The organism is Hymenobacter roseosalivarius DSM 11622, assembly GCF_900176135.1.
GTDB classification, from domain to species: Bacteria; Bacteroidota; Bacteroidia; order Cytophagales; family Hymenobacteraceae; genus Hymenobacter; species Hymenobacter roseosalivarius.
In genome coordinates this window covers 1-25,294 of sequence record NZ_FWWW01000067.1, presented here as the reverse complement: position 1 = coordinate 25,294, position 25,294 = coordinate 1, and the positions used below count along the sequence as shown (strand labels likewise).

Genomic DNA, 25,294 nt, shown 5'->3' with positions numbered 1-25,294 from the left:
AATGGCCCGCGTAAAAGTAGCCCTACCCGACGCATTCCCACTTACTATCCAGATTCCGGTACGTATCACCGACCTCAACTACGGCGCTCACCTCGGCAACGACGCCCTACTCAGCATTCTGCACGAGGCCCGCGTGCAGTTCCTGCACCATTGCCAGCTGCCCGAATTCGACCTGGCTACCAAAACCGGCCTCATCATGGCCGATGTAGCGATGGAGTACAAGGGCGAAGGCTTCCACGGCGACGTGCTGCACATTCAGCTCGCCGCCACCGATCTGCACCGCTACGGCTTCGATGTAGTGTATTGGGTTAAAAACCAGGATGGTAAGGAAATAGCCCGCGCCAAAACCGGGATGCTGTGCTTCGACTATAACACGCGAAAACTTCGCGCGTTAACTCCTGAACTAGGCGCACAGCTTACCCCAACTCCCGCTCACAATAGCTAGTTTTAATATCAACATTTATCCTAATTCCTATGTGTTACCATTCACGGGCGTTTAGCCGGCTACTCTTAATGGTGGGTTTACTGCTAGCAACAGTAGGGGCGGCAGTAGCTCAGCCTTCTGCGTCATCAAAGCCCATTCAAGAAAGCTGGTCCAACGAGTGTACAAAAGCATACACTTATGTGGAAAATATGCCTGTTTATCCAAGAGGCAACTTGAAAGTCCTGACCGCAGACTTATCTCGTGAATTTCAAGCAGCTAGCACGAAAGCTGGCTGCTCGGCTCCTTTCCCGGTCTTTGTCAGGTTTGCTGTTGACTCCAGTGGTGCCATCTACAACGTTGCAAGTGTCAATAATTCTGAAAATATCCCACACCCAAAGCTATCTGCGGCGTGCGAAGCTGCTCTGGTAGCAGCAGCCCAGAAGCTACCTCACTTTAAACCAGGCATGCAAAATGGGCGCCGCGTAGCTGTTAGCTACACATTGAAGCTCGTCACAGCTCAATACTAGGCACAGAAGTCTATATTCTGGAACCCAAGCGCCTGTCAGGTTGTATCTTTGCCCTATGATATCCTTGCCCGTACTCACCAAGCGCGACATCCGTAAACTCACCCCCGACGAGCTCAAAGCCTTTATGGTGGAGCACGGCGAGAAGCCCTTTCGGGCCAAGCAGGTGCTGGAGTGGCTCTGGAAAAATACGGCCTCCTCGTTTGAGGAGATGAACAATATCTCGTTGGCCACCCGCGAGCTGCTGGCCCAGCACTTCGTTATCAACGGCGTGACGGTGCAAAATCAGCAGCTTTCCAACGATGGCACTATCAAATCGGCGTTTCGCCTGCACGACGGCAATATTGTAGAAGGCGTGCTTATTCCGCACGATACGCGCATGACGGCCTGCATCTCTTCGCAGGTGGGCTGCTCGCTTACCTGTAAGTTTTGCGCCACGGGCTACATGGAGCGCAAGCGCAACCTCGACGCGGCCGAAATCTATGACCAGGTAGTGCGCATCCGGGAGCAGTGCGAAAGCCAGTACGGCACCCCGCTCACCAACATCGTGTACATGGGTATGGGCGAACCGCTGCTGAACTACGCCAACGTGGTAAAAAGCGTGGAGCGCATCACCGCCCCCGACGGCCTGAACATGGCCCCGCGCCGCATCACCATCAGCACGGCCGGCATTGCCAAGATGATCAAGAAGCTGGCCGACGACGACGTAAAAGCCAATCTGGCCCTGAGTCTGCACGCGCCCAACGACACCAAGCGCAACGAAATCATGCCCATCAACGAAGCTAACTCGCTGGCTTCGCTGAAGGAGGCATTGCAGTACTACCATCAGCACACAGGCCGCAAGGTCACCTACGAGTACATCGTATTCGAGAACTTTAATGACACGCTACAGGACGCCGAAGAGCTGTTTCAGATTACGAAGTGGCTGCCCTGCAAGGTGAACCTGATTGAGTACAACCCCATCGAAAACGCCGACTACCGCAACACCGGCGACGAGAAGCTGATGGCCTTCCTCAAGTACCTGGCCGACCGTGGCGTGCAAACCAACCTGCGCCGCTCGCGCGGCAAAGACATTGATGCGGCTTGCGGACAATTGGCGGTGAAGGAAAAGCCAGTAGCTGCTTAACTTTATGAAGGCAGCCAATAAAAAGCCCCAACAACTCTGGGGGGCTTTTTATTGGCTGTTTGCTTCTCTACTACAGCTTGTTAGTTGGAAGGCCTTAACAGTATAAGAGTGTTAGGACACTGATGCGCCATAGATTCAGTGAGTCTGACGCCCATTATTTCTACAATTTGTGGGCTATTACTAACTGGTCCGTATAGCTGTATTGTTTGCGGGCCGTGAGCGGAGAGCGACGCGGTAAATCCCCCATGAAAAAGCTCAGTGCGCTTTGCCGATGATGTCTTTCCTTGAAAGTGGCCTTGCGCATTCAACGTGGTCAGCTTCTGGCACAGCTCATTTCCCCAGGAGTCAAGAAATGACCTTTTCGCTTCAGAAAGGGTCATTTCTTTGCTTGCATAAGCTATAAAATTTCTCTTGCCCATATCGTAAGCCAGTTCTGATCCTTCTTCAAAAGGTACATATTGGCAATACTTAAATTATACCATAAGAAAGCGCTTTTTATATAAATTGAAGCCTTCTACTTGACCTTCCCAAATCGATAAGTGACTTCTAAATAAGCGGGCACAACTGTTCCGTCTTCGCCATTGGTGCCATATAAGATGCCAAGGCTGCCGCTCAGCCGGGCCGCGGCAATCCGAATGCCCGCCAGACCACCGAAGCCGCCAGCAACAATATAGGACTCATTCAGAAGTGATACTCGCCGCGATACACGCGTAGCACCACCGATTACCACTACCGGACTGCTTTCTACTTCGCCGTCGGCGAACAGATAGCCCAGCCCGAGCGTGAAATGGTCATCAGCCGTGCCATAGGTGCCTAGGCCGTAGCCAATACCGCCCGTATCGCCAAATACACTGGCAAATAAGACGCCCGCGCCTACGCTAAACTTCTCCGTCACGGCAAAGCCAACTTTGGGCGTCACGGCCAGAATATTCAGTCCCGCGTTTGGAATCAACCCCACCAGTCCGCCGATAGATATGTTGTTGGTAATGCCGTAGTTGGCCCCCACAAAGAAGATATTTATGTCCTGTAAGTAGCCCTCGCCCTGGCGAAGGGTGCGGGCGGTAGGTGCGAAAAAGAGGCGAGTACCATTACCCACAGGCTCCCAGCCCCTTCCGGCCTGATCGGCAGTCAGCGGCTGCATGCTTTTTATGTTTGCCTGCTGCACCGTGATGCGTCCTACGTCCGTGGTCTGAAACTCAAACTCCCCGGCCCGCTTGGCTATAAGTCTGCCTATAAAAGAAGTGCCCGTGCGAAGCTCAACGGAGTACATCTGGCCCAATGAATCAAGTGTTCCAATTCCTCCCGTGGTAAAGCCAGGGGTAGCGGCTAGTACCTTCTGTCGCTCTTCGATGCTGGCGCGCACGGCCCGGAAGTCGCTGATAGTAAAAGGGCGCTGCTTGATGCTACCGTCGAGCATAGTAGCCTGAAGAGTAATCGTGCTATCAGGCGTAAGTCGTTGAATGAAACGCGCCTCGCGGAAGTCATCGAACGAGTAGAACGGGAACAGCCCGTAGGTGATCTTTTCCTGCTTGTCAATTGTCTCCCCCACTATCGGGCTTACCGTTAGCACCCGCAGGGTTTGGGGCGTAGTGGGCTGCTGAGCCATGGTGGTGTGCGGCGCAAAAAAGCCCCCCAGACTGAGCAGGGATAGTAGAAGATTATAAAGTAGGTTTCATGCAAGCGAGTACATTAGGGCAGTGCCGTAAACGTACTGGTTTGCGCGAATATTTAACTACTTCTACCTCTTGATAAGAGGCTTAAATTTAACTTCGCCAGCGGCCCTGCGCACGCGGCCGGCCAGTAGCTATTTCCTCCTTCGATTCGCCGATTGGCACTTCGCGTACTTCCGTGCGCACGGCGTGCGCTTTTGGCTGTACCTTCTGGCCAAAAGCATCGGCGAACTCCTGGGTAAACTCAGCCCCGAAGAAGATAATGAGCGACGAGTAATTGATCCACAGCAACAAAATAATAACTGAGCCGGCCGCCCCGTAGGCCGAAGCCGGTTCGGCCTTCGCGATGTAAAAAGCAATCAGGAATTTGCCCAACACAAACAGCGCGGCTGTAATGAAAGCACCAATCCACACATCACGCCACCGGATAATGGCATCGGGCAGGAAGCGATAAATGAGGGCAAACAACGTAGTGGTAATAGCCAGCGATAGGGTCAGATCGAGCAGACGAATAAAAAATACTGCGACGCCGGGCAGCAGTTGCTGTAGATAATCGGTGAAGGCCGTGAGCACGGCACTCACGACGAAGGATATGAGCAGGAGCAGGGCCACACTCAGGATCAAACCGAAGGAGAGGAGCCGGTCGCGGACAAACTGCCAGATGCCGTTGCGGGGCTTCACCTTCAGGTTCCAGATATCATTGATGCTCTCCTGCAGGGTAACGAAGAACGTGGTAGCGGCGAAAATCAACGTGGCAATGCCGATCAGCGACGATAAGCCGCCCTGCTGCTGCTGGTTGAACTTGTTGATAGAATTCTGAATGAACTTGGCTTCTTCGGTTCCTACCACCCCCCGGATCTGCTGAAAAAGCTGTCCCGTAATTGCCTCAGGGCCAAGCACGGCGCTGGCCGAAGTGATGACAATAAGCAGCAGCGGCGGCAACGAAAAAATGGTGTAGTAAGACAGGGCCGCCGCGTGCCGAAGCGAGTTGTTCTGCATAAATTCGCCAGCCGTGGATTTGAAAATGGCGACGATGTCAGAAAAGCGATAAGGCGTCATAAGAATGGGAAATCGAAGTATAAGTCTAAGGTGTAAGCTAGTAGTACGGGCGACTACTACTGTACGTTCGGTAGAGGTTCGTATGACCGCCTGTCCATGCTTCGCGTATAGAAGCGCCCGCACCTCAACCATAAGGCTTGGCGCAGCGCTAAGTCGGCAATGTTCTCCTCCTCTTTCTTTCTACTAATGAAAGCCTTTACTCCCTTGCTCCGCACGGTCTGCTGCTGCCTCGCGGTTGTTTTTTCGCTTTATGCAATGAGCTGCCAGCGCATTCGGGAAGTAGCCACCATCAGCGCTACACCCGCTTATCCGGCGGGCCAGGGTTTCGACCTGGCAGGCTCTGATGCTCGCGCCATTGCCATTGCCGATACTGTAATGGCCCGCATGGGCGGCTTCCAGAACTGGCAGAATACCCGCTACTTAGCCTGGAGTTTTTTTCGGGGCCAATACCAGATCTGGGACAAATACACCGGTGATTTTCACTGGGAACAAGACAGCTTAGTGGCTAACTACAACCTGCTCACCCGCACTGGCAAGGCGTACAAAGGCGGCAGGGAAATAACGGATACGCCTGGTGGACAGGAGCTGCTGGAAAAAATGTATCCGCTTTGGGTAAATAATTCGTGGTGGCTGATTATGCCCTTCAAACTCAAAGACTCAGGCATAACCCTCAACTATCGCGGCCTGGGCACCACCTTTGAGAATGAGCCCGCTGATATATTGCAGATGACGTTCAAAGACGTGGGCGTGACGCCGGAAAACCGTTACGAGATTCGCGTTCTACGCAACAGCGGCCTCGTGCAGGAGTGGTCGTACTTCGCCAAAGCCGCTGACCCGCAGCCGGCCTTCCGCCGCCGCTGGAGCGACTATGCCCAGCACGGTAACATCTTGCTCGCCTCCGACCGTAGCGACCCTACCAAGCCAGCCCGTATCGCCGATATTGCGGTTCGCCAAACGGTGCCAGCTGGCCTCATGGATAGTCCCGTGCCGGTGCAGAAGCTGCAGAGCCAGCCTTGATTTAAGGGTGAAATAGTGAAAGGGTAAGCCCATACTGTTCGCAAATTCACCTTTCACCATTTCACTTCTTCGCCAGCTCCCACCGGAGCGTCTCAATTGGGGCTTCGCGCAGGTGCGCGGCCAGCTCCGCGTCATCCTTGAACTGAAGCTGAGCCAGCAGGCTGGCTTCCACGCTCAGCGTGAAGCTCGAGGCAAAGGGCCAGGGGGTGATGATAACCGGGCCATCGGGCGCGGAGCGGGCCACATCGTAGCGCTTTCCGTCGGGCCCTTGGCTGATTTCGAGGGTGCGGCCCATTTCGGGTAGCTCCTGGCGGCAGAGAATCAGGGAGAGGCGGTCGCACCACTGCATGAGAGCATAGGCTTGCTGGGCGTCGGCTTTGCTAACTTTCAGCCCTTTGCGCCACCGCTGCTGATTGGCTTGCTGCTCATCCAGAAAAGCGTCGATTCCCTTTTTTTGCCCCCGGAGCGACTCGTACAAAAAGCTTAGGTGCATGCTAGTGAGCAGGCTACGCCATTGGCCCTGAAACCGGGCGGTTTTGAGTACGCCCGTGGCCTGCTCCATGGAAAACTCCTGCATGGTGAAGTCGGCCGGGGCACCGGTGGCCGTCAGGCTGTAATCAACATCCCAAGAGCGTTGCTCGTCGTCGTGCTGGGCAATGGCGGCCAGCAGGCCCACCCAGCGGTCGGTGGGGCCGAAAGGCGGCCACTGCCAGGCCAGCTGCGCCGCCAGCAGGGCATGAGATTGTTGGTAAATAATCTGCCAGCCGGCAGTGGTGTAGTTGACAATCATTTGCTAACGTCAGGTTCCCACAGAGGTACGCGGAGGTCGCGCAGAGGTTGACTATCGTCTTCCTTCCAGTCGCGGCGGACATGGACTACGGCAGTCAGAACACTGCGAACCTCCGCAAAAACCTGACATTAAAGCAAAAAAAGCCCCCCAGAAAATCTCTGGGGGGCTTTTTCTAAAGAAGCACTTTTAACGGCTTACGGCCACTTGTGGCTCGGCCTCGTGCAAATGCAGAAGCATATCGGCCGTCATTTTATCTAAGTCAAACTCGGGCTGCCAGCCCCAATCCTGGCGGGCGCGGGAGTCGTCGATGCTGGCGGGCCAGGAATCGGCAATCTGCTGGCGCGAATCGGGCTTGTACGTTACTTCAAAATCCGGCTCGTGGCGCTGGATCGAAGCTGTGATTTCGGCAGGCGAAAAGCTCATCGCGCCCAGGTTATACGAGGAGCGAACCTTGATTTGCTCGGCCGGAGCGTGCATCAAATCCAGCGTGGCTTTGAGCGCGTCGGGCATGTACATCATTGGTAAGTACGTGTTTTCCTGCAGGAAACACTCATATGACTGGCCCGCCACGGCTTTGTGATAGATGTCTACGGCGTAGTCGGTGGTGCCGCCGCCGGGCAGGGTTTTGTAGCTGATCAGGCCGGGGTAGCGCAGGGAGCGAACGTCGAGGCCGTGGTTTTTGTGGTACCACTCGCACCACTGCTCCCCGGCCAGCTTGCTGATGCCGTATACCGTGCTGGGATTCATAATGGTGAGCTGGGGGGTGTTTTGGCGGGGCGTATCGGGCCCGAACACGGCAATGGAGCTGGGCCAGTACACCTGCGCTACTTTATACTTCACCGCCAGGTCCAGCACGTTCAGCAAGCCATCCATGTTCAGTCGCCAGCCAAACTCCGGGTTCTTCTCCGCCGTGGCCGAAAGCAGCGCCGCCAGGTGATAGATCTGTTTGGGGCGATACTGCTCAATAAGGGCTTCGAGGCGGGGCCGGTCGAGCACGTCGAGCAGCTCGAAGGGGCCGGCTTCCTGCAACTCTGGCTGCTGGGGCGGGCGCACGTCGGCGGCAATCACACGGTGGGCGGCGTAGCGCTGGCGCAGGGCGTGGGTCAGCTCAAAGCCGAGCTGCCCGCAAGCACCAATAACGAGAATGGTATCGCTGGGGGTGGTTTCCATGCTGAGAAAAGGGAATGTGGGTGGGGTGGGGCTACAAAGATACCGGGTCGGGCGGTTATGCCAGTATACTTGCCCGGAAGCAAGCTCGGCCGCACCCGCTCCGCAACTCCCGTGCCCAGCCGCCAGACGCTACGCCTAATAGATAATCAGGAAGGAAGAATGAGTAATTTCGACCTGTTGTTTTGCTACCTATGACTTGCTTTTCCCTTCTCATCAAATGCGGCGTCCTGCTATTGGCCATGTGTTGCAGTATAGCCTGCCTGGCTCAGGGACAAACAACGGTACCTGTTACCTACCGCAACCTAGTGATGGAGGGCGGCGGGATTCGTGGTATTGCGTACGGGGGCGCTTTGGCGGAGCTGGAAAAGCAGGGAATTTTGGCGGGTATTCAGCGAGTGGGCGGCACCTCGGCGGGGGCTATTCAGGCGGCTTTGCTAGCCGTGGGCTACTCGCCCCAGGAAATTATTGAGGTGGTGAACAATACGCCCGTGCAGCGGCTCAATGATGGCCGGCTAATATTCTTCGGGGGTAGCACCCGCCTGATTAAGCAGTACGGCTGGTACCGCGGCGACCAGTTCACGAAGTATCTCAGCGACTTGGTGGCCCGCAAAACGCAAAATCCTGACCTGACTCTCGGTCAGCTCCACGCGCTGGCCCAGCAAGGCAAGGGCCGCGACCTGTACGTGACGGGCACTAACCTCACTACCCAGCGCACCGACGTATTTAGCTACGAAACCCACCCCCACCTGCGCGTGGCCGACGCCGTGCGCATCAGTATGAGCATTCCGCTCTACTTCCGGGCCGTGTTGCTTGATGAGCAGGGTCAAGTCGTGCACAAACCTACCAAAGGCCAAAAGGTGAATGTATTAGTAGACGGCGGCCTGTTAGCCAACTACCCGCTCAACTTATTCGACCACGCCCGGTATTTGCCCCCCAATACCACGGCTCCGGACGCTGGGGGGCTTTTTGTCAATCCTGAAACCCTGGGCCTGCGCCTCGACCGCGCCGAGCAGATTGCCTATGACACCCTGCCCGACGGCCGCCGCCAGCTCGCACCCTACGCCATTCACGACTTTGGCAGCTATATGGGTGCCTTCTACACCCTGGCCATCGAAAACCTGAACGCCACCGCCGCCACCGACTGGCCACGCACCGTAAGCATCAATACCTTGGGGTTTAATCCCAAAATCAAACAGGTATCGGCGGCGCAAAAGCAGTCGTTAATGGATAGCGGCCGGCAGGGCGTACAGAAATTTTTCGCTCGATTACCCCACCCCAACCTCTCACCTCCGGGAGAGGGGCGCTAGCTTTAGTTTCCAAATTCTAGAACTAGAGCCCCTGTCCCAGAGGGCTCTGCACATCCAGCGGCGTAGGGCGGGGCTGGGTACCTATCTTTGCTATTAATCAACCATTTCCATCCTATGTACACCACCCTCCAACCCGACCTCGAAAACCAGCTGGCCGAGATAAAAGCCAATGGCCTGTTCAAAAAAGAGCGTATTATCACCTCGCCTCAGGGGGCAAAAATCGAAACCGACGAGGCCGGAGAAGTGCTGAACTTCTGCGCCAATAACTATCTGGGCTTATCGTCGCACCCCGAGGTAATTGAGGCGGCCAAGGCGGCCATCGATAGTCACGGCTACGGCCTGTCGTCGGTGCGCTTTATCTGCGGCACTCAGGATATTCACAAGGAGCTGGAGCGCAAGCTGGCCGAGTTTCTGGGCACCGAGGATACGATTTTGTACGCGGCGGCTTTTGATGCCAACGGCGGCGTATTCGAGCCTTTATTCAACGAGCAGGACGCCATTATCTCCGATGCGCTAAATCACGCCTCCATCATCGACGGGGTGCGCCTGTGCAAAGCTCAGCGCTACCGCTACGCCCACAACGACATGCAGGACCTGGAAAAGCAGCTCCAGGACGCCCAGCAAAAAGGCAGCCGTCACCGTATCATCGTCACCGACGGTTCCTTCAGTATGGACGGCACTATCGCCCGCCTCGACCAGATCTGCGACCTCGCTGATAAGTATCAGGCTCTGGTAATGGTGGATGAGTGCCACTCCACGGGTTTTCTGGGCAAAACTGGCCGTGGTACGCATGAGCTGCGCGGCGTGATGGGCCGCGTGGATATCATCACCGGCACGCTAGGCAAAGCATTGGGGGGCGCGATGGGCGGCTTCACTACGGGCCGCAAAGAAATCATTGAGATGCTGCGCCAGCGCAGTCGGCCGTATCTGTTTTCTAACACTCTGGCCCCGGCTATCGTGGGCGCTTCGCTGCGGGTGCTGGAGCTCCTGAATGAAAGCACCGAGCTACGCGACCGGCTGGAGGAAAATACGAAGTACTTCCGCGAGAAAATGACTGCCGCTGGCTTCGATATCAAGCCCGGCGAGCACCCCATCGTGCCGGTAATGCTGTATGACGCTAAGCTGGCCCAGGAATTCGCGGCCAAAATGCTGGCCAAAGGCATTTACGTCATCGGCTTTTACTACCCCGTGGTGCCCCAGGGCCAGGCACGTATTCGGGTGCAGCTGTCCGCTGCTCATTCGCGCGAGCATCTGGACAAGGCTATTCAGGCCTTTATCGAAGTAGGTCGGGAGCTCGGCACGCTGAAAGATCGGAGCGCCGCGCGGCCCGAGGCCGGCCAAGTAGTAACGAACACACCGTAAGTAGCATTTCCATAAAAAGCCCCCCTGAGATTATCTGGGGGGCTTTTTATGTTTATAAGAATAGGTGCCGACATTCGCGGCGGGGTAGGTTGCTAAAGCAAAAGCCGCCCTCATCGCCACCGACCGAATCTGCTGAAGCCAACCTCTTGTTGGTGCTTCTACGTAGGCTGTCCCTAAGCTTTACGTGCAGTTTCCCCTTTCTATGTCGGTATATAACATTGTCCTCGTGTTGGTCGGAGTGGCCATTCTGGGTGTAGCGTGGCTGCCTTCCTTGCTGGAAAAATATCCGCTTTCCTACCCTATACTATTTATTGGGTTGGGGATGGCAGCCTATACGCTACCGCTTGGCTTGCCGCCCGCCGACCCGTTTGAGCACCCGAAGCTGGTGACGCATTTGTCTGAGCTGTGCGTGATCATCGCCTTAACGGGCACAGGGTTGAAGATAGACCGTCCATTCTCTCTTGCCATCTGGCGAACGCCTCTTAAACTGGTGCTGGTGCTGATGCTGCTGACCATCGCGGGCATCACGCTGGCCGGCTGGACATTGGCTGGGCTACCTCTGTCCTCGGCTGTACTGCTGGCCGCCTGCTTAGCACCCACCGACCCCGTACTGGCGAGCGATGTGCAGGTAGGCGACCCTGGCGAGGGCCGCGAAGACAATGTGCGGTTTGCCCTCACCGGTGAGGCTGGCCTCAACGACGGCCTGGCGTTTCCTTTTGTGTATCTGGCCTTGGCGCTGCTGCCGGCTGCCTTACCCTTGGCTGACCGAATGATTCACTGGCTATGGCTGGATTTGCTGTACCGCGTGGCGGCGGGCGTGGTGCTGGGCTGGCTATCGGGCCTGTTGCTATCCTACCTTATTTTTAATCTTCCCAAAAAACTCAGCCTAAAGCCGAGTGCCTATGGGTTTGTGGCCTTGGCCGTCACGCTGACCAGCTACGGCGTAACCGAACTGCTGCATGGCTACGGGTTCCTGGCCGTGTTCGTGGCGGCTGTCACGCTACGCGGGCGGGAGCGAAAGCACGAGTATCATAAGCAGATGCACGCCTTTACCGACCAGATGGAGCGCCTGCTGATCGTGATTATTCTTATTATGCTTGGCGGAGCTATTGTAGACAGCTTGTTGGCGCCACTCACTTGGTCGGGCGCGATGGTAGGCTTGCTGCTGTTGCTAGTGCTGCGGCCACTGGGGGGCTTGTTGACGCTACTAGGAGCCAAACGGGTGAATCTGGCGGAACGTGGTGTAATCTCCTTTTTCGGTATCAGGGGTATCGGCTCCATTTTTTACCTGGCTTACGCGCTGGATAAGGCCGAATTTCCGCAAGCGCGGCTGCTGTGGGCTATCCTTGGCTTCACCGTGCTGGTTTCAGTTGTGCTGCATGGTGTATTGGCAACGCCGGTTATGAATTGGCTGGACCGCCGTCACGGCCGAAAAATAGCCGCCGAACTTAGTGAAAACGAGCCGGTAAAGGTCGCGGCTGAGTAAATAAACCTCGTCGTTCAGGCCGCTACTTCCGTCTCGGCTGAGGCTGCTGACGCGGGAGTTTTAGCGGCCACGTCAAATAGCATATCGTTTAGCTTGGCGCGTAAATCCGACGAAGAGAGGTTGCGAAACACCTCCCCGGCGCGCACCAGTGAAATCTGGCCGGTTTCTTCGCTTACGACCAACACCACGCTATCCGTTACCTCCGTGAGGCCAATGGCGGCGCGGTGACGCAAACCCAGCGAAGCTGGCACATCGGGGTTTTCGCTGACGGGCAAAATGCAGCGTGCCGCTTTGATGCGGTTGTTGGCAATAATAACGGCGCCGTCGTGCAGTGGGCTGGTTTTGTTGAATATGCTCATCAGCAATCGTTTGCTGACCGCGGCATCAATCAGGTCGCCAGACTCGGCGTAGAACTTCAGCTCCGAAGTCATAGTAAAGGCAATGAGGGCACCGGTATTTTTGCCCGCCAGGCTTTTGGCCGCTTCAACAAACGGCGTAATGCTCATGCGCTCCGCGGCTTGGTCGCGGCGCCAGGGGAACACGCGGACTCTATCGAAAGCGGTAGCCTTGCCAATGGTGAGCAGAAAGCGCCTGATTTCCTGCTGAAACAGGATAATGCCGGCCAGCACGCCCACGCTCATGAATTGACCCAGAATGTTGGTCAGCAGCTCCATGCCAGCGGCTTTCACCACCAGATACAGCAGGTAGATAGACATGAAGCCCAGAAAAACCTTCAGCGCCACGCTCCCCGTCAGCAGCTTATACAGCTGATAAAACAATACCGTGACCAGCAAGACGTCAATCACGTCTATCCAGCCGATACGCAGGAAGCCGACGGAGAACGAGCCAATCACGGGGAGGATGGAATGAAGGTTTGCTGCACGAGCCGTACCGTGTGCACGGCTTCTGCTACATCATGTACGCGCAATAATTGGGCACCGTTGAGCAAAGCGACAGTATTAGCGGCAATAGTACCGGTAAGTGCGGTATCAGGCGAGAGACCTAGCGGCTTATAAACCATCGACTTGCGCGAAAGGCCTGCCAGCACCGGCAAGCCCAGCAGCGCTAGCTCGGGCAGGCGGCGCAGTATCTCGTGGCTTTGAGCCGGCGTTTTGGCAAAGCCAAAACCAGGATCGAGGATTACATCCGTTACGCCAACGGCATATAAGGCCGCCAGCTTGTCGCGGAAGTAGCGCACCAGCTCCGTTACGATATCGCCTTCATAGTGCATTTGCTGGGCCATATTCTGGGGCGTGCCGCGCATGTGCATGAGCACGTAGGGCACCCCGAGCCGCCCAGCCGTGGCAAACATGCCGGCATCAAGCGTGCCGCCGCTCACGTCGTTGATGATGTCGGTACCGATGGCGATGGCCTCAGCTGCCACATCGGCCCGGAAGGTATCGACGGATAAAAATGCTTCAGGAAAAGCCCCCCGCACGGCTTCCAGCGCGGGCAGCACGCGGGTTTTTTCTTCTTCAGCCGAAATATCCTCAGCGCCCGGCCTCGTAGAATAGCCCCCCAGATCGAGAATGGCCGCGCCCGCTTGCAGCATGGCTTCAGCCCGGCGCAGCAGCTCATCAGTAGTGGCGATGCGATTGCCGGCGTAGAACGAATCGGGGGTCAGATTGAGAATGCCAATGACCTGGGGCCGGCGCAGATCCAACACGCGGCCACCATGGCAACGCAGGGTTTGCCTCGGGGAAAAACACGTATCTTTCGCGGCGGTCTGGAGCATACTTATCTAGGGTCTGAGCGCTTAGGGACTTGGTTTTAGGCAAAAAGCTGCATGGTTTCGGGCTTCTTTCAGCGGAAGTCAAAGCGAAACAAGCTCGCGCCTCAATTGGCCCTAGTTCTCACCGCCAGCCTATCTTCCAGGCGCCCACGTTTCCACGATCCGAAGTTCCTTAAATCTAGAGTGAAAATCTTGCAAACCCAAACCCAGCAGGAATACGACCAGATTATTGAGCAGTGCCGGGCGCTCTTTCTGGCCAAAACCCACGACTACGGCACGGCTTGGCGCATCCTGCGTCTGCCCTCCGTTACGGATCAGCTGTACATCAAAGCCCAGCGCATTCGCTCCATCCAGGAAAAAGGCACGCAGCTGGTGGCCGATGGCGTGAATGAGGAATTCGTGGCCATTATCAATTATTGCGTCATCGCGCTGATGCAGCTGCACTTGCCTGCCGACTCGCATCCGGATTTGCCCCCCACGGAAGTCGCCGCCGCCTACGACCGCGAAATACAAGCCAACCGGGATTTGTTGTTTGCCAAAAACCACGATTACGGCGAGGCCTGGCGGCAAATGCGCGTGCCGAGCATCACCGATATTATCCTGATGAAATTACACCGTACCAAGCAAATTGAGGATTTGGGGGGCAAAACCTATGTGTCGGAAGGGGTGGAAGCTAACTACCGCGACATGCTGAACTACGCTGTATTTGCTTTGATCAAGCTGGAAGGGCAGAACGAATAGTAGCGCGGAACGGATTTCCGCGCTAGGCTGCTACTTCCCCCAACCTTTTGTTTGCGTATGGTTTTTTAACCCCCAACTTAGTAGCCGAACCTTAGCACCTTAGCGCCTTGAAGCCTGCCAGACCCAACCAATTCATGAAACTTATCACGCATATCTGCTGGGTGCTGCTCGGCGCGGTTTTTATTTTTTCGGGATTGATAAAGCTCAACGACCCGGTGGGTATGGGCTTGAAGCTGGAAGAGTATTTCGAGGTGTTTGCCGAAGATTTTGGCTCTTTCTTCCTGGTTTTCAAAGGCTTTGCCCGCACGATGGCCATTTTGCTCAGCTCGTTGGAAGTGGTGCTGGGCGTGGCCTTGCTGCTGCGCTGGCACCTGCGCAAAACGCTGCTGACGCTGCTGGGCCTGCTCGTGTTTTTCGGCTTTCTGACGTTCTATTCCGCCGCCTTCAACAAAGTAACCGACTGCGGCTGCTTCGGCGATTTTATTAAGCTCACGCCTTGGCAGTCGTTCTCCAAAGACCTGTTCCTATTGGGCTTATGGGCTGTGGTTTTCTTTAATCAGCGCTACCTGCGGCGCGTATTTGCCAAGGGTACTTTGGGCGTGATGTACATTACGGTGGCCTCGGCCGTGGCAATTGGTATTGGCGTGCGAGCCCTCGGGCACTTGCCTTACTTCGATTTTTTGCCTTATAAAGTGGGTAATGATATCGGTGCCTTGATGAAGCCTAAGGAACAGGCGCGCTATAAGTACGTGCTGGAGCGCAACGGGCAAACCCAGGAATTTGACCAATACCCAACTGATACTACCTGGAAGTACAAAAGCATGGAGGTGCAGAACCCCGAAGCTTCCCGCCCCATCATCACCGACTTTGCCATCTTCGACGGCGACGGCAAGGACCACACGCAGGAGATATTAAAGGGCAACAAGCTGCTGCTCATCGTGCAGAACACGAATAAGTCGGACCGCGACCGCTACAACCTGCTTAATGCGCTGATTAACAGCACGGGTAAGTCGCCTAACAAGATCACGCCGCTTGTCATTACCAGTAGCAGTCCCGCCGATTTCGACGCCTTCCGCCATGATGTCAACCTGGCCGCGCCCGTCTACTACGCCGATGCTACCGTGCTCAAGTCCATAATCCGCTCCGATCCGGGCATTATAGTTCTACAGAATGGAGTAGTAAAAGGCAAGTATCATTACCACGATATTCCTGACCAGGAAACAGTAGATCATCTTTTGTAAGCCGATAATTATCTTGTCGTGCACAACGCAGTGCAGCATCTGGCGTGCTGATGTGTGATTAGTAACCCAGCTAAACACGCGAGATACTTCGTTCCTCAGCATGATCGCCTTTTTGCCCCCCAACCTATGTTTTCCTTTGTACTGCGCCGCTTAGGACAAGGTATATTGATACTGGCCGGCGTAGCGCTCACCGTATTTTTCCTGTTCGCGGTGTTGCCCGGCGACCCGGTCGCCTTGCTCGCTGGTCAGCGCTCCGACGTGGCCACCCGCGCCGCAATTGCCGCCGATCTGGGCCTCGATCAGCCGCTGCCTACGCAGCTTATCGGTTACCTCAACGACGTATCGCCCCTGGGCCTGCACCCGCGCGACTCAGCGGGCGTGGCTAAGTACGGCGGCACGGCTTTGCTGCCGCTGGGGGGCAAAAATGCGCTGGTGCTCAAAACGCCTTACCTGCGCCGCTCTTTTCAAAGCAACAAAGACGTGCTAAGCATCCTGCTCGACCACTTCACGGGTACGCTCTGGCTGGCGCTGGCTGCTATGCTGATTGCCGCTGTGCTGGGTATTCTGTTCGGCGTAATCGCCGCCGTGCGCGCCCATTCCTGGCTTGACCGCACGTTGATCACTACGTCCGTGCTGGGTATTTCGGTGCCCTCGTTTGTAGCCGGTATTCTCATTGCTATGACGTTTGGCTTCTACTGGAGTCACTGGACGGGCCTTAACCTGACCGGCCAGCTCTACGAAACCGATCCGTTTACGGGGCGACACCTGGTGCTGCGCAACTTGCTGCTGCCAGCCTTTGCGCTCGGCATCCGCCCCCTAGCCGTTATTACCCAGCTCACCCGTTCCTCTATGCTCGACGTATTGAGCCAGGATTACATCCGTACGGCGCGCGCCAAGGGACTTTCCAACTACCAGACTGTTGTGGGTCACGCGCTCAAAAACGCGCTGAATCCGGTTATTACAGCGGTGTCGGGTTGGCTGGCTTCGCTGATGGCGGGGGCCTTTTTTATCGAATATATCTTCAACTGGAAAGGCCTAGGCACCGTAACGCTGCGCGCCGTCGAGAACCTGGATTTTCCGGTCGTGATGGGTGCCACCATCTTTATTGCCTTTCTCTTCGTCGTCATCAACATTGTCGTCGATGTGCTGTATGCCGTACTTGATCCTCGCGTGAAAATCAGCTAATCATTTATCACGCGGTTGTAGGCAGTCCCTTATCCGGCAACTTTTTGCCATACTAACGCTGAGCTTAATGCCGTGACGGGACAGATAACGCCTATACATATTTCCGTAACTGACCGTTAAATGATAAATGGTACCTGCTAAATGGTAAATGAAACCCGTGTTTACCTGATCGGAATGCCGGGCGCGGGCAAAACAACGCTGGGCCGAGCCCTGGCTACGTGCCTCGAAATGCCTTTCCGTGATCTGGATGAAGAGATTGTAGCCCAGGAAAAACGGAGTATTCCCGACATCTTCGCGGCCGAAGGCCAGGACTACTTTCGGGAAGTGGAAGCGGCAGTACTGCGCATAGTGGCAGCTAACCAGCCCCGAATGGTGCTGGCCACGGGCGGCGGCACGCCGTGCTTTCATCAGAATATGGACTTCTTGCTCGCCACGGGCACTCCGCTGTATCTGGCCGTGTCAGTGCCCGAACTGGTCCAACGGCTGCGCCTATCTCTCAGCCGCCGCCCTCTCCTGACGGATATTCCCGATGAAAAGGCCTTAACGGCCCACATAAGTGAAACCTTAGCTCTGCGCCAGCAGTTTTACGACCGTGCGCCCTTGCGCTGCGAAGGAACATGTACGGTGGAGGCAATGTGGCGTTTGCTGCATATGTATTACACCACTTGCTAGTCAGTTGACCCTTTGCCAGCCCATAGTGCTTTGTTTTGCGCTGTGGTTTGTACTTTTGCTCTGAATAAGAAGCTTATTTGTATATGAATACCGCCCCCGCTCCAACACCTGATCTACAGCCAACTCCGGTAAAAACACCCGGTGCTCTAAAGCCCAAGCATAAAGGCTCGGCTCGGCTGTTTGAAAACCCGGTACTGGAAAGACTCACCCATACGCATATTGCCTTGCCCGTATCAATTTTCATGATTACGGCGTTGGGAAGCCTTTATTATGGGCTTATACGGGGCTTTATCGCGGGTTTTTCGGCCTTCGGGCTGTTCCTGCTGGGCTGGTTTATGTTCACCTTCGCGGAGTATGCTATGCACCGCTACCTCTACCACTTGCCAGCTACTACCCCTAAGCGCGCCAAGTTTCAGTACACCATGCACGGGGTACACCACGAGTTCCCGAAAGACAAGTCCCGCCTGGCTATGCCGCCCATTGTATCAGTGTTCGTAGCCTCATTGCTTTTCTTCGTGTTTCGATTTGTGTTTGGCAGTGCCGCCTTCGGCATTCTGTCGGGCTTTATTTTTGGCTATGCGCTCTATCTGTTTGTGCATTATGCCATTCACGCCTACGCCCCGCCGAAGAACTTTTTAAAAGTATGGTGGCATCACCACGCCCAGCACCACTATCGGCAAGATGAAATTGCCTTTGGCGTAAGCACTACTATCTGGGATCATATCATCGGCACTATGCCTGACCAGAAAACCAACAAGTAGTACTATTAGCAAAAAGCCCAGCAAGAAAAAGCCCCCCAGACGTTGGTCTGGGAGGCTTTTTCTTGCTGCCGCGCAGCCTAGCGCCGCATCTTGCGCACCAGAAATGCGATGAGCACTACTACGATAAAGATGCCGATCAAGGCGGTCCAGGCACCGGCTTGGAAAATGTCACCTATCACATCGCAACTGCTCAGCGAGAAAGTGAGCACCGCGAGAAAGGCAAAGAGGAAAGGACGAATGTTTTTCATGGGAGATTAGGCAGAAGAGGGAGAAAAGCCAGCCCGAGGCCAGACTATCTGATGATACTATTATGGCGCGCAAAAGGTTGAGAAGCGCCTCCTGAAAATAAAGGCTCTGGCGAGATGGTCTAGCTAAGCCGGCGAAAGGTTAAGAGTGGGGCAACTCCGCTCAACTGGCATCGTGCGTTGTTTGTCGGGCGAAACCTCGCTCTTGCGCTCGTTGTCTGGCCAAGCAGATGAAGGACGCGCTCTGCTTCGGTCTGCCTTCATTTGCCACAGGGCTGTTATGTGCAACATGGCTACGACATTAAGCATGGTGCTGTTCCTGCCCCCTGCCTACCTTAGGCTACTTTTTTCTTTCCGTGTAAAAGGTGCTTTCAATAGTGTGAAAAGCCCCTGAACTGGATGACCAGCACGGGCAAGATGAGGGCGGCCAGCAGCAGTGGATAAGGCAGCTTGCGGCTTTCAATGACTTGGTAGGAAACCCCGTGCACGACCACCAGCACGTAAAACAGGTAATTCCAGCGCTGCCAGTACTTCCAGCGTGGGGCCTTGAGCTTACGCAGAGAGAGGTCGTTGGAAAGGGCCAGCAGCAGGACCAGGATAATCCCGCCGGCCAGCCCCGTGTAGTTGGCAAACCCAAACAGGTCGGCCCGCAATGACAGCTCCTTGGTGAGCTTGTCCTCTTCAAAGAAATAAAGCAGCATGTTGCCCATGTGCACCTGCCAGCCAATGGCCACATGGGCCAGGCCAACGATGCCGCTCCAGATGCCGATGTCGCGGCGCAGGTCGGTTGACACCGGGTTGCGTTGTCGACGCAGAATATTAAGCGGACCAGTCAACAACGTCGCCCCCAAAAGTAGCAGCGAAACGTAGGCTGTACTCATGCTCCACTTATACTTGACATCGGGTGATTCTACCGCGAAGTAAAGGCCCCCCAGTAGCAGTATATTGAACAGCACTAATACACCATGGTGAAAGAAGCGGTTACTTATTCGGGAATCGGGGGTGAACTTCATCATTGGCAAAGCAGGTTTTGAAAGGTAGGGAGGATAGGGCTGCGAATAGGCAAGGCAATAATACCGGTTTAGGGCTGCCCAGATGACCTATGCTATACCTATCAAGCAAAGTGCCACGGCACGTGCGCAAAATAGATTCGTATCTTGGTTGCAGCCTTTTATTGCTGCACCTTCTTCGTCTTTCCTTTCAACATATTCAGACAAGCCCTATGAAAATTGCAGTATGCGGCAAAGGCGGCGTGGGCAAAACCACCATCAGCGGGCTGCTGTGCCGGACGCTGGGCCGGCGAGGTATCTCCGTGCTGGCCATCGACGGCGACCCCAACCCCAACCTGGCGCTCACCCTCGGAATTGCCCCCCAGGCCGCTATGCCCAAGGCCCTCACCTCGAAATTGCTGGAAGTATACGAGAAGGAAGACGGGAAAAAGTATGCCAAGCTGAAAGTGTCGCTGGCCGAGGTGATGGACACCTACGGCATCCAGACCAACGACAACGTGACACTGCTGGCCGTGGGCCAGCCCGAGCACGCGGCCACCGGCTGCATGTGCGGCACTCATACCACCGTGCGGGAAATCATCCATACGGCCCTGGAAGAAAGCGAGCAAGTCACGCTGCTTGACCTGGAGGCGTCCCTGGAGCAGATGAAGCGCGGCACCTCCAAGTACGTCGATGTGCTTCTATGCGTGGTGGAACCCTATTATCGTTCCATGGAGGCGGTGGCCCGCTTCCAGCGGCTGGGCCAGGAGTTGGGGATAACGAACATCGTGGCCGTGGCCAACAAGGTCAAGAATGCCGCGGATGAGGAAGCCATCCGGCAGTTCTGCGCCCAGACCGCGCTACCCGTACTAGGCATCATCCCCCTGGACGCCACCATTTCCGAAGCTGATAAGAACGGCTCGCTGCAAATAGACGACATCAGCCGCTCGCCCGCGCTCCAAGCCATCAGCCAGCTGGCCACCGATTTGCTGGCCTTGCCCAAGGCATAAAATAAGAATTCCCTGTGAGGCAAAATGGGCGGTGGTATAAAGCGAGGTGATAGGCTTAATCAGTCAGGTTTGTGAAAGCTCCTTAATGCACCCCTAAACTAGACATTGATTCTGATAGCAATCCGTCAATCACCTCGCTTTATACTACCGCCCATTTTTTGTCTTGTTTCTTCGGGAGCAATGGCTCAGAAGTTAACTACTGCTTCACTAGCTAACAATGCTCCTACCGATCAACCAATAAGTCTGGTCGGTACAGAAGCTGGCAATGAGCTTAGAGCATTTGATTCCCTACTTGCACCGGCCGTAAAACAAGCTCGTAAAACACTACCACAAGCCAAAAAGCGCTTCCTGCTTGGTCTTCCTTCTGGTGAGTCATTCTTTCTTACAACCCATATTTTTGATACGGACGGCAAATTCGAGCAAGTGTTTGTGCGCGTTACGAGTTGGGAGAGTAATAAAGTAGTGGGCACTATTGCCAATGACCTTGTAACAGTCAAACAATACCAAGTGAATCAATCTATTGAGTTCCCCGAGAAAGCAGCCTTAGACTGGACCATTGCTAAACCTGACGGTAGTGAAGAGGGCAACTATGTAGGCAAATTCATCGATGCTCTCCAGAAATAACTATTTTACTTCGGGATATTCTTCAACTCCTTGAGGGTGCCCGTGCTGCTGAAGTTCAGGTCCAGGTCTTTCGGGTTCTGTTTGCCGGCGGCAATAACCGCTTTGCCTTCCAGCTTGTACTCGGTTTGCTTGGCTCTGAATAAGGTTTTGAACACAACTTTGGGCAGCTTTTTGGGCTGAAACTTCACCCGAATGGGCACAATCTCGGTGCCTTTCTTTCGGAAGGAAATGTTTTTTTCCTCTACCCCGCGCACGTCCAGATCGTCGCCGCCCACGCGGAAGCGGTAGCTCACTCGCTTGATGGTAATCGGGGCAGGATTGTAGTTCGTGATTCGCAGGCGCACCACGGCTTCCCCATTCCTCAGGCCCATATCGGTAATGTCAACGTCGGCGACTTCTATCTTGGGCAGCTTGGGCACGTACACTTTCTTGCTGACCGTGACGGGGATACGCTCAGCCCCTACGACAGGCAGGTGGGTGTAGAGAATCATGGTCATCTGCACGTCTACGCAGTCCTGCTCTACCTCTTTTATCTTCTTGGCCACCTTGCTCAGGTCCACGTTTACGGGCACTTCTACTCGGCTCATGCCCTTAGATTTCACGACCGTGGGCTCATTCTTATCGCCACGGGCTAGCAGCTCGCCATCGAGGCGGGTGATGTAGCTGAAGCTGTCCACGCGCATCGTCACGGGCACGTTGTTGCGCAGCTCTACGGCCATCGTAGCCTTCAGCGAGTCGGGCGTGATGTTACCAATCTGCATGGAGGCGTTGGACAAGGTAGGCAGCAGCTTTTTGCCTCCATCGGTGGCTACGTAGGTGATGCCCAGCCCAAGCCCGAGCAATAATAACAGGCCGAGCAGCACGGAAAGCACCGGATGGCGGCGAAAGAAGGATTGGGTAGCCATTAACACGTAGGATGAGCAGTCGTAGAATAGTGCCGAGCATAGGGCTAAGCAATAGCAGCCTGATCGGGGGCCTGCTTGTAGCAGTACGGGTGGTTGCCTGCCAGTTGTTATGGACGAGCTTTGCCAAGAAGCCCCCCAGTACCCTTCCCGGCGTTTTTGCGTAATTTTAAGCCTGGAAATTATTTCCGCCCTTTACCTCAACTCTGCCCTTCTTATGGAAACCACGCCCGCTACCGCCCACCGCAGCCAGGAGTTTATGACCCTCGAAGACCGCTACGGCGCCCACAACTACCACCCATTGCCAGTAGTACTGAGCCGGGGCGAAGGCGTGCACCTCTGGGACGTGGAGGGCAAGCAGTACCTCGATTTTCTGTCGGCGTACTCCGCCGTAAACCAGGGCCACTGTCACCCGCGCATTATCGGGGCGATGGTGGAGCAGGCTAAGCGCCTTACGCTTACCTCGCGCGCCTTCTTCAACGACCAGCTTGGGCCGGCCGAGAAGCAGCTGTGCGAGCTGTTCAACTACGACAAAGCCCTACTGATGAACTCCGGGGCCGAGGCCGTGGAAACGGCCCTCAAGCTGGCTCGCAAGTGGGGCTACCAGGAGAAAGGCATCGCGCCCAATCAGGCCCGTATCATCGTGGCCGAGCACAACTTCCACGGCCGCACCACCGGCATCATCTCCTTCAGCACCGACTCCGATAGCACCGGCGGCTTCGGTCCCTATAACCCTGGCTATCAGGTAGTACCCTACGACGACCTGGAGGCACTGGAAGAAGCCGTGCAGGATACGCACGTCTGCGCTTTCATGGTGGAGCCCATTCAGGGCGAGGCCGGCGTGGTGGTACCGTCCGAGGGGTATCTGGCCAAGGCGCAGGCATTGTGTCGGGCGCACAATGTGCTCTTTATTGCTGATGAAATTCAGACCGGCCTGGGCCGCACCGGCGAGTGGCTGGCTAGCTACTACGAGGGTGTGCACGCCGACATTCTGATCTTGGGTAAAGCCTTGTCGGGGGGAGCTATGCCGGTGTCGGCGGTGCTGGCCCAGGACGCAGTAATGCTCACCATTCAGCCGGGACAGCACGGCTCCACGTTTGGCGGCAACCCGCTGGCCTGCGCCGTAATGCGGGCTTCGCTGGATGTAATTCAGGACGAAAATCTGGTTGGAAATGCCCGCGTTCTGGGCGAAGTATTCCGTGAGCGGATGCGCCAAGTGCAGCAACAGCGCCCCGACGTAGTGGAGCTGGTGCGCGGCAAGGGCCTGCTCAACGCCGTCATCATCAAGCCCACCGACGACGGCCGCACGGCCTGGGACGTATGCGTGACACTAATGGAGCGCGGCCTGCTGGCCAAGCCCACCCACGGCGACATCATCCGTTTTGCCCCCCCGCTGGTTATCACTGAAGAGCAGCTGCATGAGGCCTGCGATATTATTGAAGCGGTGCTGCTAGCGTTTTAAAATCAGTTTTCCTACTCTCTGCAAGCGGACTTCTCAGGGCTGGGAAGTCCGCTTGTTTTTAATTTTCGACTTATGAGTTTGAAATATTGGTGGTGCTGGGGGGCATTTTTGTTGCTGCCATTTATCAGTTGCCGAAGCGAGAAGCCCGCCTTCATTTTTCGGCCGACCCCGACAGAAGCGAAGCCTGCTGCTTCCGCTAGTGTGGCGCAATACCGGATGCCTGCTGTTGCCGTAGCAGCGCACGCAGCCCGGACGGCTGAGTTGCCGGGCGCTCCGTCGTTTTCGACTAGCTCCGGCCGCAAGCCCACTGGTACAAAGCCAGCTATTCTCAAGAGGATAAGTCAAGCCCCCATTGCTGCTTTCAGGCTTAAAAACAGGTCATCAGTGGCTATGAGACAGCAGGCCGCGGACAGCAGGGGCAAGTTTCATCTCGTGTTGGGCGCAGGACTGATTATAGTCGGAGTCGTGGCGGGCTTGCTGATTGGGGGCTGGCTGGGCTTCGGCGTGGGCGCGCTGATTGTATTGCTGGGAGACTATTTCCTGATCTTGGGCATAGGAGGTCCGCACGCGTGGACAGAAATCTTTCAGGAGTTTTTTAACCTCTAAGTCTCGGGCACAAGCGGAGCATTTACCTGTAGCGGCCTGACTGCTGGTTTTACTTTCTCCTTTAGCAGCTGGGGGGCAAATTCACTTTAACATACCGGCAACCTTACCTTTGTGGCAGTTGTTCTGTCCCGTCTTAATCCTTGAAAACAACCTATGGCGCTTATTCCCACGCACCGCCCCCGGCGCAACCGCAAGTCTGAAGTTATTCGCGAGTTGGTGCAGGAAACCAACCTCGCCACCCACGATTTCATTTATCCGCTTTTTCTCACCGAAGGCCAGAATCAGCTGGTAGAGGTGAAGTCCATGCCGGGCATTTTCCGCTATTCCGCCGACCGCATCATCGATGAGATTGGTGTCTGTGTAGAGTTGGGAATCAAAGCCTTTGCCCCGTTCCCACAAATTAAGGAGGAACTGAAAGACCATTTGGCCCGCGAAAGCGCCAACCCCGATGGCCTGTACCTGCGCACGGTGGCCGACATCAAGCGCCACTTCCCCGAGGTGGTGCTGATGACCGACGTGGCCATGGACCCGTACAGCTCCGACGGCCATGACGGCATTGTGGATGCCGAAAGCGGTGAAATTCTGAACGATGCCTCGCTGGAAATACTCGGCCAAATGGCCCTGGCCCAGGCCCGCGCCGGCGCCGACATTATCGGTCCTTCCGACATGATGGATGGCCGCGTGGCCTTCATTCGCGACGTGCTCGACCGCAATGCGTTTCAGCAGGTGAGCATCATGAGTTATACGGCCAAATATGCCTCAGCCTTCTACGGTCCCTTCCGCGATGCCTTGGGCTCGGCCCCCAAAAAAGGCGACAAGAAAACCTACCAGATGAATCCCGCCAACCGCCGCGAAGCCTTGCGCGAGCTGGCCCTCGACGAGCAGGAAGGCGCTGATATGGTGATGATTAAGCCCGCCCTAAGCTACCTCGATATTATCCGGGAAGTACGTAATGCTACCACCTTGCCCGTAACGGCTTATAACGTATCGGGCGAATACGCCATGATAAAAGCCGCCGCGCAAAATGGTTGGGTAGACGGCGAGCGGACGATGATGGAGGTGCTGCTCAGCATCAAGCGCGCCGGCGCCGACGCTATCCTGACCTACTTTGCCAAAGAAGCGGCGCAGGTGCTGCGTCGCGGCTAGAACCAAGATATTTCCATTACAAAAAAGCCCACACTACTACGGT

26 protein-coding genes are annotated in these 25,294 nt (G+C 55.6%); 16 read left to right on the top strand and 10 right to left on the bottom strand.

Annotated features, from left to right (window positions below; translation table 11 throughout):
- The first annotated feature begins 1 nt into the window (after position 1).
- From B9A24_RS10010 to rlmN, 3 genes are all read left to right on the top strand, one after another.
- Positions 2 to 445: a thioesterase family protein gene (locus B9A24_RS10010; RefSeq protein ID WP_084445191.1), complete on the top strand. Its 444-nt coding sequence runs from the start codon at positions 2 to 4 to the stop codon at positions 443 to 445.
- Between the two features lie 68 nt (positions 446 to 513).
- Positions 514 to 951, top strand: a complete 438-nt coding sequence (locus tag B9A24_RS21665; RefSeq protein ID WP_159452018.1) for an energy transducer TonB — start codon at positions 514 to 516, stop codon at positions 949 to 951.
- A gap of 55 nt (positions 952 to 1,006) precedes the next feature.
- Positions 1,007 to 2,074 (top strand): dual-specificity RNA methyltransferase RlmN, encoded by a 1,068-nt coding sequence (rlmN, locus tag B9A24_RS10005; protein ID WP_084445189.1) that lies wholly within the window; start codon positions 1,007 to 1,009, stop codon positions 2,072 to 2,074.
- Positions 2,075 to 2,588: 514 nt separating this feature from the next.
- On the opposite strand, the gene B9A24_RS10000 is transcribed toward rlmN, so the two are convergent.
- Together B9A24_RS10000 and B9A24_RS09995 are read right to left on the bottom strand one after the other, a co-directional pair.
- A complete protein-coding gene (locus B9A24_RS10000; protein WP_084445187.1) occupies positions 2,589 to 3,680 on the bottom strand; it encodes a hypothetical protein in 1,092 nt (363 codons plus the stop codon).
- 157 nt (positions 3,681 to 3,837) lie between these two features.
- A complete protein-coding gene (locus B9A24_RS09995; protein WP_084445185.1) occupies positions 3,838 to 4,803 on the bottom strand; it encodes a YihY/virulence factor BrkB family protein in 966 nt (321 codons plus the stop codon).
- Between the two features lie 186 nt (positions 4,804 to 4,989).
- On the opposite strand from B9A24_RS09995, the gene B9A24_RS09990 reads away from it, so the two are divergent.
- Complete coding sequence (locus tag B9A24_RS09990) at positions 4,990 to 5,820, top strand: hypothetical protein (protein WP_143434887.1); 831 nt, start codon at positions 4,990 to 4,992, stop codon at positions 5,818 to 5,820.
- 61 nt (positions 5,821 to 5,881) lie between these two features.
- Here the strand turns inward: B9A24_RS09990 and B9A24_RS09985 are convergent, their stop codons facing one another.
- Together B9A24_RS09985 and B9A24_RS09980 are read right to left on the bottom strand one after the other, a co-directional pair.
- Positions 5,882 to 6,610: a DUF3891 family protein gene (locus B9A24_RS09985; protein ID WP_084445181.1), complete on the bottom strand. Its 729-nt coding sequence runs from the start codon at positions 6,608 to 6,610 to the stop codon at positions 5,882 to 5,884.
- Between the two features lie 186 nt (positions 6,611 to 6,796).
- Positions 6,797 to 7,780 (bottom strand): NAD-dependent epimerase/dehydratase family protein, encoded by a 984-nt coding sequence (locus tag B9A24_RS09980; protein ID WP_084445178.1) that lies wholly within the window; start codon positions 7,778 to 7,780, stop codon positions 6,797 to 6,799.
- A 191-nt stretch (positions 7,781 to 7,971) separates the two neighbouring features.
- Here B9A24_RS09980 and B9A24_RS09975 point away from each other — a divergent pair, with 191 nt between their 5' ends.
- From B9A24_RS09975 to B9A24_RS09965, 3 genes are all read left to right on the top strand, one after another.
- Positions 7,972 to 9,087, top strand: coding sequence for a patatin-like phospholipase family protein (locus B9A24_RS09975; RefSeq protein WP_084445176.1), 1,116 nt, complete (start codon positions 7,972 to 7,974; stop codon positions 9,085 to 9,087).
- Between the two features lie 114 nt (positions 9,088 to 9,201).
- Entirely contained in the window at positions 9,202 to 10,449 is a 1,248-nt protein-coding gene (kbl, locus tag B9A24_RS09970) for a glycine C-acetyltransferase (RefSeq protein WP_084445175.1), read from the top strand.
- A gap of 202 nt (positions 10,450 to 10,651) precedes the next feature.
- Entirely contained in the window at positions 10,652 to 11,935 is a 1,284-nt protein-coding gene (locus B9A24_RS09965; RefSeq protein ID WP_084445173.1) for a cation:proton antiporter, read from the top strand.
- A gap of 14 nt (positions 11,936 to 11,949) precedes the next feature.
- Here B9A24_RS09965 and cdaA read toward each other — a convergent pair whose 3' ends face one another.
- Both cdaA and folP read right to left on the bottom strand, forming a co-directional pair.
- A complete protein-coding gene (cdaA, locus tag B9A24_RS09960) occupies positions 11,950 to 12,789 on the bottom strand; it encodes a diadenylate cyclase CdaA (RefSeq protein ID WP_084445171.1) in 840 nt (279 codons plus the stop codon).
- Positions 12,786 to 13,670, bottom strand: coding sequence for a dihydropteroate synthase (gene folP, locus B9A24_RS09955; RefSeq protein WP_084445169.1), 885 nt, complete (start codon positions 13,668 to 13,670; stop codon positions 12,786 to 12,788). Before folP ends, cdaA begins: the two co-directional genes overlap by 4 nt.
- A 189-nt stretch (positions 13,671 to 13,859) precedes the next feature.
- Here folP and B9A24_RS09950 point away from each other — a divergent pair, with 189 nt between their 5' ends.
- From B9A24_RS09950 to B9A24_RS09930, 5 genes are all read left to right on the top strand, one after another.
- Positions 13,860 to 14,408 carry a DUF1599 domain-containing protein gene (locus B9A24_RS09950; protein ID WP_084445328.1) on the top strand — a complete coding sequence of 183 codons (549 nt, stop codon included), beginning with the start codon at positions 13,860 to 13,862 and terminating at the stop codon, positions 14,406 to 14,408.
- Positions 14,409 to 14,542: 134 nt separating this feature from the next.
- Positions 14,543 to 15,649, top strand: coding sequence for a BT_3928 family protein (locus B9A24_RS09945; RefSeq protein ID WP_084445167.1), 1,107 nt, complete (start codon positions 14,543 to 14,545; stop codon positions 15,647 to 15,649).
- Positions 15,650 to 15,775: 126 nt separating this feature from the next.
- Positions 15,776 to 16,834, top strand: coding sequence for an ABC transporter permease (locus tag B9A24_RS09940; protein ID WP_084445165.1), 1,059 nt, complete (start codon positions 15,776 to 15,778; stop codon positions 16,832 to 16,834).
- Between the two features lie 141 nt (positions 16,835 to 16,975).
- Positions 16,976 to 17,506 carry a shikimate kinase gene (locus B9A24_RS09935; RefSeq protein ID WP_084445163.1) on the top strand — a complete coding sequence of 177 codons (531 nt, stop codon included), beginning with the start codon at positions 16,976 to 16,978 and terminating at the stop codon, positions 17,504 to 17,506.
- A gap of 83 nt (positions 17,507 to 17,589) precedes the next feature.
- Positions 17,590 to 18,267 (top strand): sterol desaturase family protein, encoded by a 678-nt coding sequence (locus B9A24_RS09930; protein ID WP_084445160.1) that lies wholly within the window; start codon positions 17,590 to 17,592, stop codon positions 18,265 to 18,267.
- A gap of 77 nt (positions 18,268 to 18,344) precedes the next feature.
- Here B9A24_RS09930 and B9A24_RS22320 read toward each other — a convergent pair whose 3' ends face one another.
- Together B9A24_RS22320 and B9A24_RS09925 are read right to left on the bottom strand one after the other, a co-directional pair.
- Positions 18,345 to 18,515 carry a hypothetical protein gene (locus B9A24_RS22320; RefSeq protein WP_200813903.1) on the bottom strand — a complete coding sequence of 57 codons (171 nt, stop codon included), beginning with the start codon at positions 18,513 to 18,515 and terminating at the stop codon, positions 18,345 to 18,347.
- Positions 18,516 to 18,883: 368 nt separating this feature from the next.
- Entirely contained in the window at positions 18,884 to 19,528 is a 645-nt protein-coding gene (locus B9A24_RS09925) for a ferric reductase-like transmembrane domain-containing protein (RefSeq protein WP_084445158.1), read from the bottom strand.
- A gap of 206 nt (positions 19,529 to 19,734) precedes the next feature.
- Here B9A24_RS09925 and B9A24_RS09920 point away from each other — a divergent pair, with 206 nt between their 5' ends.
- The gene (locus B9A24_RS09920) at positions 19,735 to 20,511 is read left to right on the top strand and encodes an ATP-binding protein (RefSeq protein ID WP_084445156.1); all 777 of its coding nucleotides are present in this window, start codon (positions 19,735 to 19,737) and stop codon (positions 20,509 to 20,511) included.
- Positions 20,512 to 20,691: 180 nt separating this feature from the next.
- Positions 20,692 to 21,135, top strand: coding sequence for a DUF2314 domain-containing protein (locus B9A24_RS09915; protein ID WP_084445154.1), 444 nt, complete (start codon positions 20,692 to 20,694; stop codon positions 21,133 to 21,135).
- Positions 21,136 to 21,140: 5 nt separating this feature from the next.
- On the opposite strand, the gene B9A24_RS09910 is transcribed toward B9A24_RS09915, so the two are convergent.
- Positions 21,141 to 22,040: an LEA/WHy family protein gene (locus B9A24_RS09910; protein ID WP_084445152.1), complete on the bottom strand. Its 900-nt coding sequence runs from the start codon at positions 22,038 to 22,040 to the stop codon at positions 21,141 to 21,143.
- A 214-nt stretch (positions 22,041 to 22,254) separates the two neighbouring features.
- Between B9A24_RS09910 and rocD the strand changes: the two genes are divergently transcribed.
- The gene (gene rocD, locus B9A24_RS09905) at positions 22,255 to 23,499 is read left to right on the top strand and encodes an ornithine--oxo-acid transaminase (protein ID WP_084445326.1); all 1,245 of its coding nucleotides are present in this window, start codon (positions 22,255 to 22,257) and stop codon (positions 23,497 to 23,499) included.
- A gap of 381 nt (positions 23,500 to 23,880) precedes the next feature.
- Here the strand turns inward: rocD and B9A24_RS22065 are convergent, their stop codons facing one another.
- Positions 23,881 to 24,066 (bottom strand): hypothetical protein, encoded by a 186-nt coding sequence (locus tag B9A24_RS22065; protein ID WP_159452017.1) that lies wholly within the window; start codon positions 24,064 to 24,066, stop codon positions 23,881 to 23,883.
- A 192-nt stretch (positions 24,067 to 24,258) separates the two neighbouring features.
- Between B9A24_RS22065 and hemB the strand changes: the two genes are divergently transcribed.
- Entirely contained in the window at positions 24,259 to 25,251 is a 993-nt protein-coding gene (gene hemB / locus B9A24_RS09895; protein ID WP_084445147.1) for a porphobilinogen synthase, read from the top strand.
- Positions 25,252 to 25,294 lie beyond the last annotated feature (43 nt).

Bases quoted from the DNA above. Each gene is read 5' to 3' on its own strand.
- B9A24_RS10010 (WP_084445191.1), top strand. From the start codon at position 2: ATGGCCCGCGTAAAAGTAGCCCTACCCGACGCATTCCCACTTACTATC.
- B9A24_RS21665 (WP_159452018.1), top strand. From the start codon at position 514: ATGGTGGGTTTACTGCTAGCAACAGTAGGGGCGGCAGTAGCTCAGCCT.
- rlmN (WP_084445189.1), top strand. From the start codon at position 1,007: ATGATATCCTTGCCCGTACTCACCAAGCGCGACATCCGTAAACTCACC.
- B9A24_RS10000 (WP_084445187.1), bottom strand. From the start codon at position 3,680: ATGGCTCAGCAGCCCACTACGCCCCAAACCCTGCGGGTGCTAACGGTA.
- B9A24_RS09995 (WP_084445185.1), bottom strand. From the start codon at position 4,803: ATGACGCCTTATCGCTTTTCTGACATCGTCGCCATTTTCAAATCCACG.
- B9A24_RS09990 (WP_143434887.1), top strand. From the start codon at position 4,990: ATGAAAGCCTTTACTCCCTTGCTCCGCACGGTCTGCTGCTGCCTCGCG.
- B9A24_RS09985 (WP_084445181.1), bottom strand. From the start codon at position 6,610: ATGATTGTCAACTACACCACTGCCGGCTGGCAGATTATTTACCAACAA.
- B9A24_RS09980 (WP_084445178.1), bottom strand. From the start codon at position 7,780: ATGGAAACCACCCCCAGCGATACCATTCTCGTTATTGGTGCTTGCGGG.
- B9A24_RS09975 (WP_084445176.1), top strand. From the start codon at position 7,972: ATGACTTGCTTTTCCCTTCTCATCAAATGCGGCGTCCTGCTATTGGCC.
- kbl (WP_084445175.1), top strand. From the start codon at position 9,202: ATGTACACCACCCTCCAACCCGACCTCGAAAACCAGCTGGCCGAGATA.
- B9A24_RS09965 (WP_084445173.1), top strand. From the start codon at position 10,652: ATGTCGGTATATAACATTGTCCTCGTGTTGGTCGGAGTGGCCATTCTG.
- folP (WP_084445169.1), bottom strand. From the start codon at position 13,670: ATGCTCCAGACCGCCGCGAAAGATACGTGTTTTTCCCCGAGGCAAACC.
- B9A24_RS09945 (WP_084445167.1), top strand. From the start codon at position 14,543: ATGAAACTTATCACGCATATCTGCTGGGTGCTGCTCGGCGCGGTTTTT.
- B9A24_RS09940 (WP_084445165.1), top strand. From the start codon at position 15,776: ATGTTTTCCTTTGTACTGCGCCGCTTAGGACAAGGTATATTGATACTG.
- B9A24_RS09935 (WP_084445163.1), top strand. From the start codon at position 16,976: ATGGTAAATGAAACCCGTGTTTACCTGATCGGAATGCCGGGCGCGGGC.
- B9A24_RS09930 (WP_084445160.1), top strand. From the start codon at position 17,590: ATGAATACCGCCCCCGCTCCAACACCTGATCTACAGCCAACTCCGGTA.
- B9A24_RS22320 (WP_200813903.1), bottom strand. From the start codon at position 18,515: ATGAAAAACATTCGTCCTTTCCTCTTTGCCTTTCTCGCGGTGCTCACT.
- B9A24_RS09925 (WP_084445158.1), bottom strand. From the start codon at position 19,528: ATGATGAAGTTCACCCCCGATTCCCGAATAAGTAACCGCTTCTTTCAC.
- B9A24_RS09920 (WP_084445156.1), top strand. From the start codon at position 19,735: ATGAAAATTGCAGTATGCGGCAAAGGCGGCGTGGGCAAAACCACCATC.
- B9A24_RS09915 (WP_084445154.1), top strand. From the start codon at position 20,692: ATGGCTCAGAAGTTAACTACTGCTTCACTAGCTAACAATGCTCCTACC.
- B9A24_RS09910 (WP_084445152.1), bottom strand. From the start codon at position 22,040: ATGGCTACCCAATCCTTCTTTCGCCGCCATCCGGTGCTTTCCGTGCTG.
- rocD (WP_084445326.1), top strand. From the start codon at position 22,255: ATGGAAACCACGCCCGCTACCGCCCACCGCAGCCAGGAGTTTATGACC.
- hemB (WP_084445147.1), top strand. From the start codon at position 24,259: ATGGCGCTTATTCCCACGCACCGCCCCCGGCGCAACCGCAAGTCTGAA.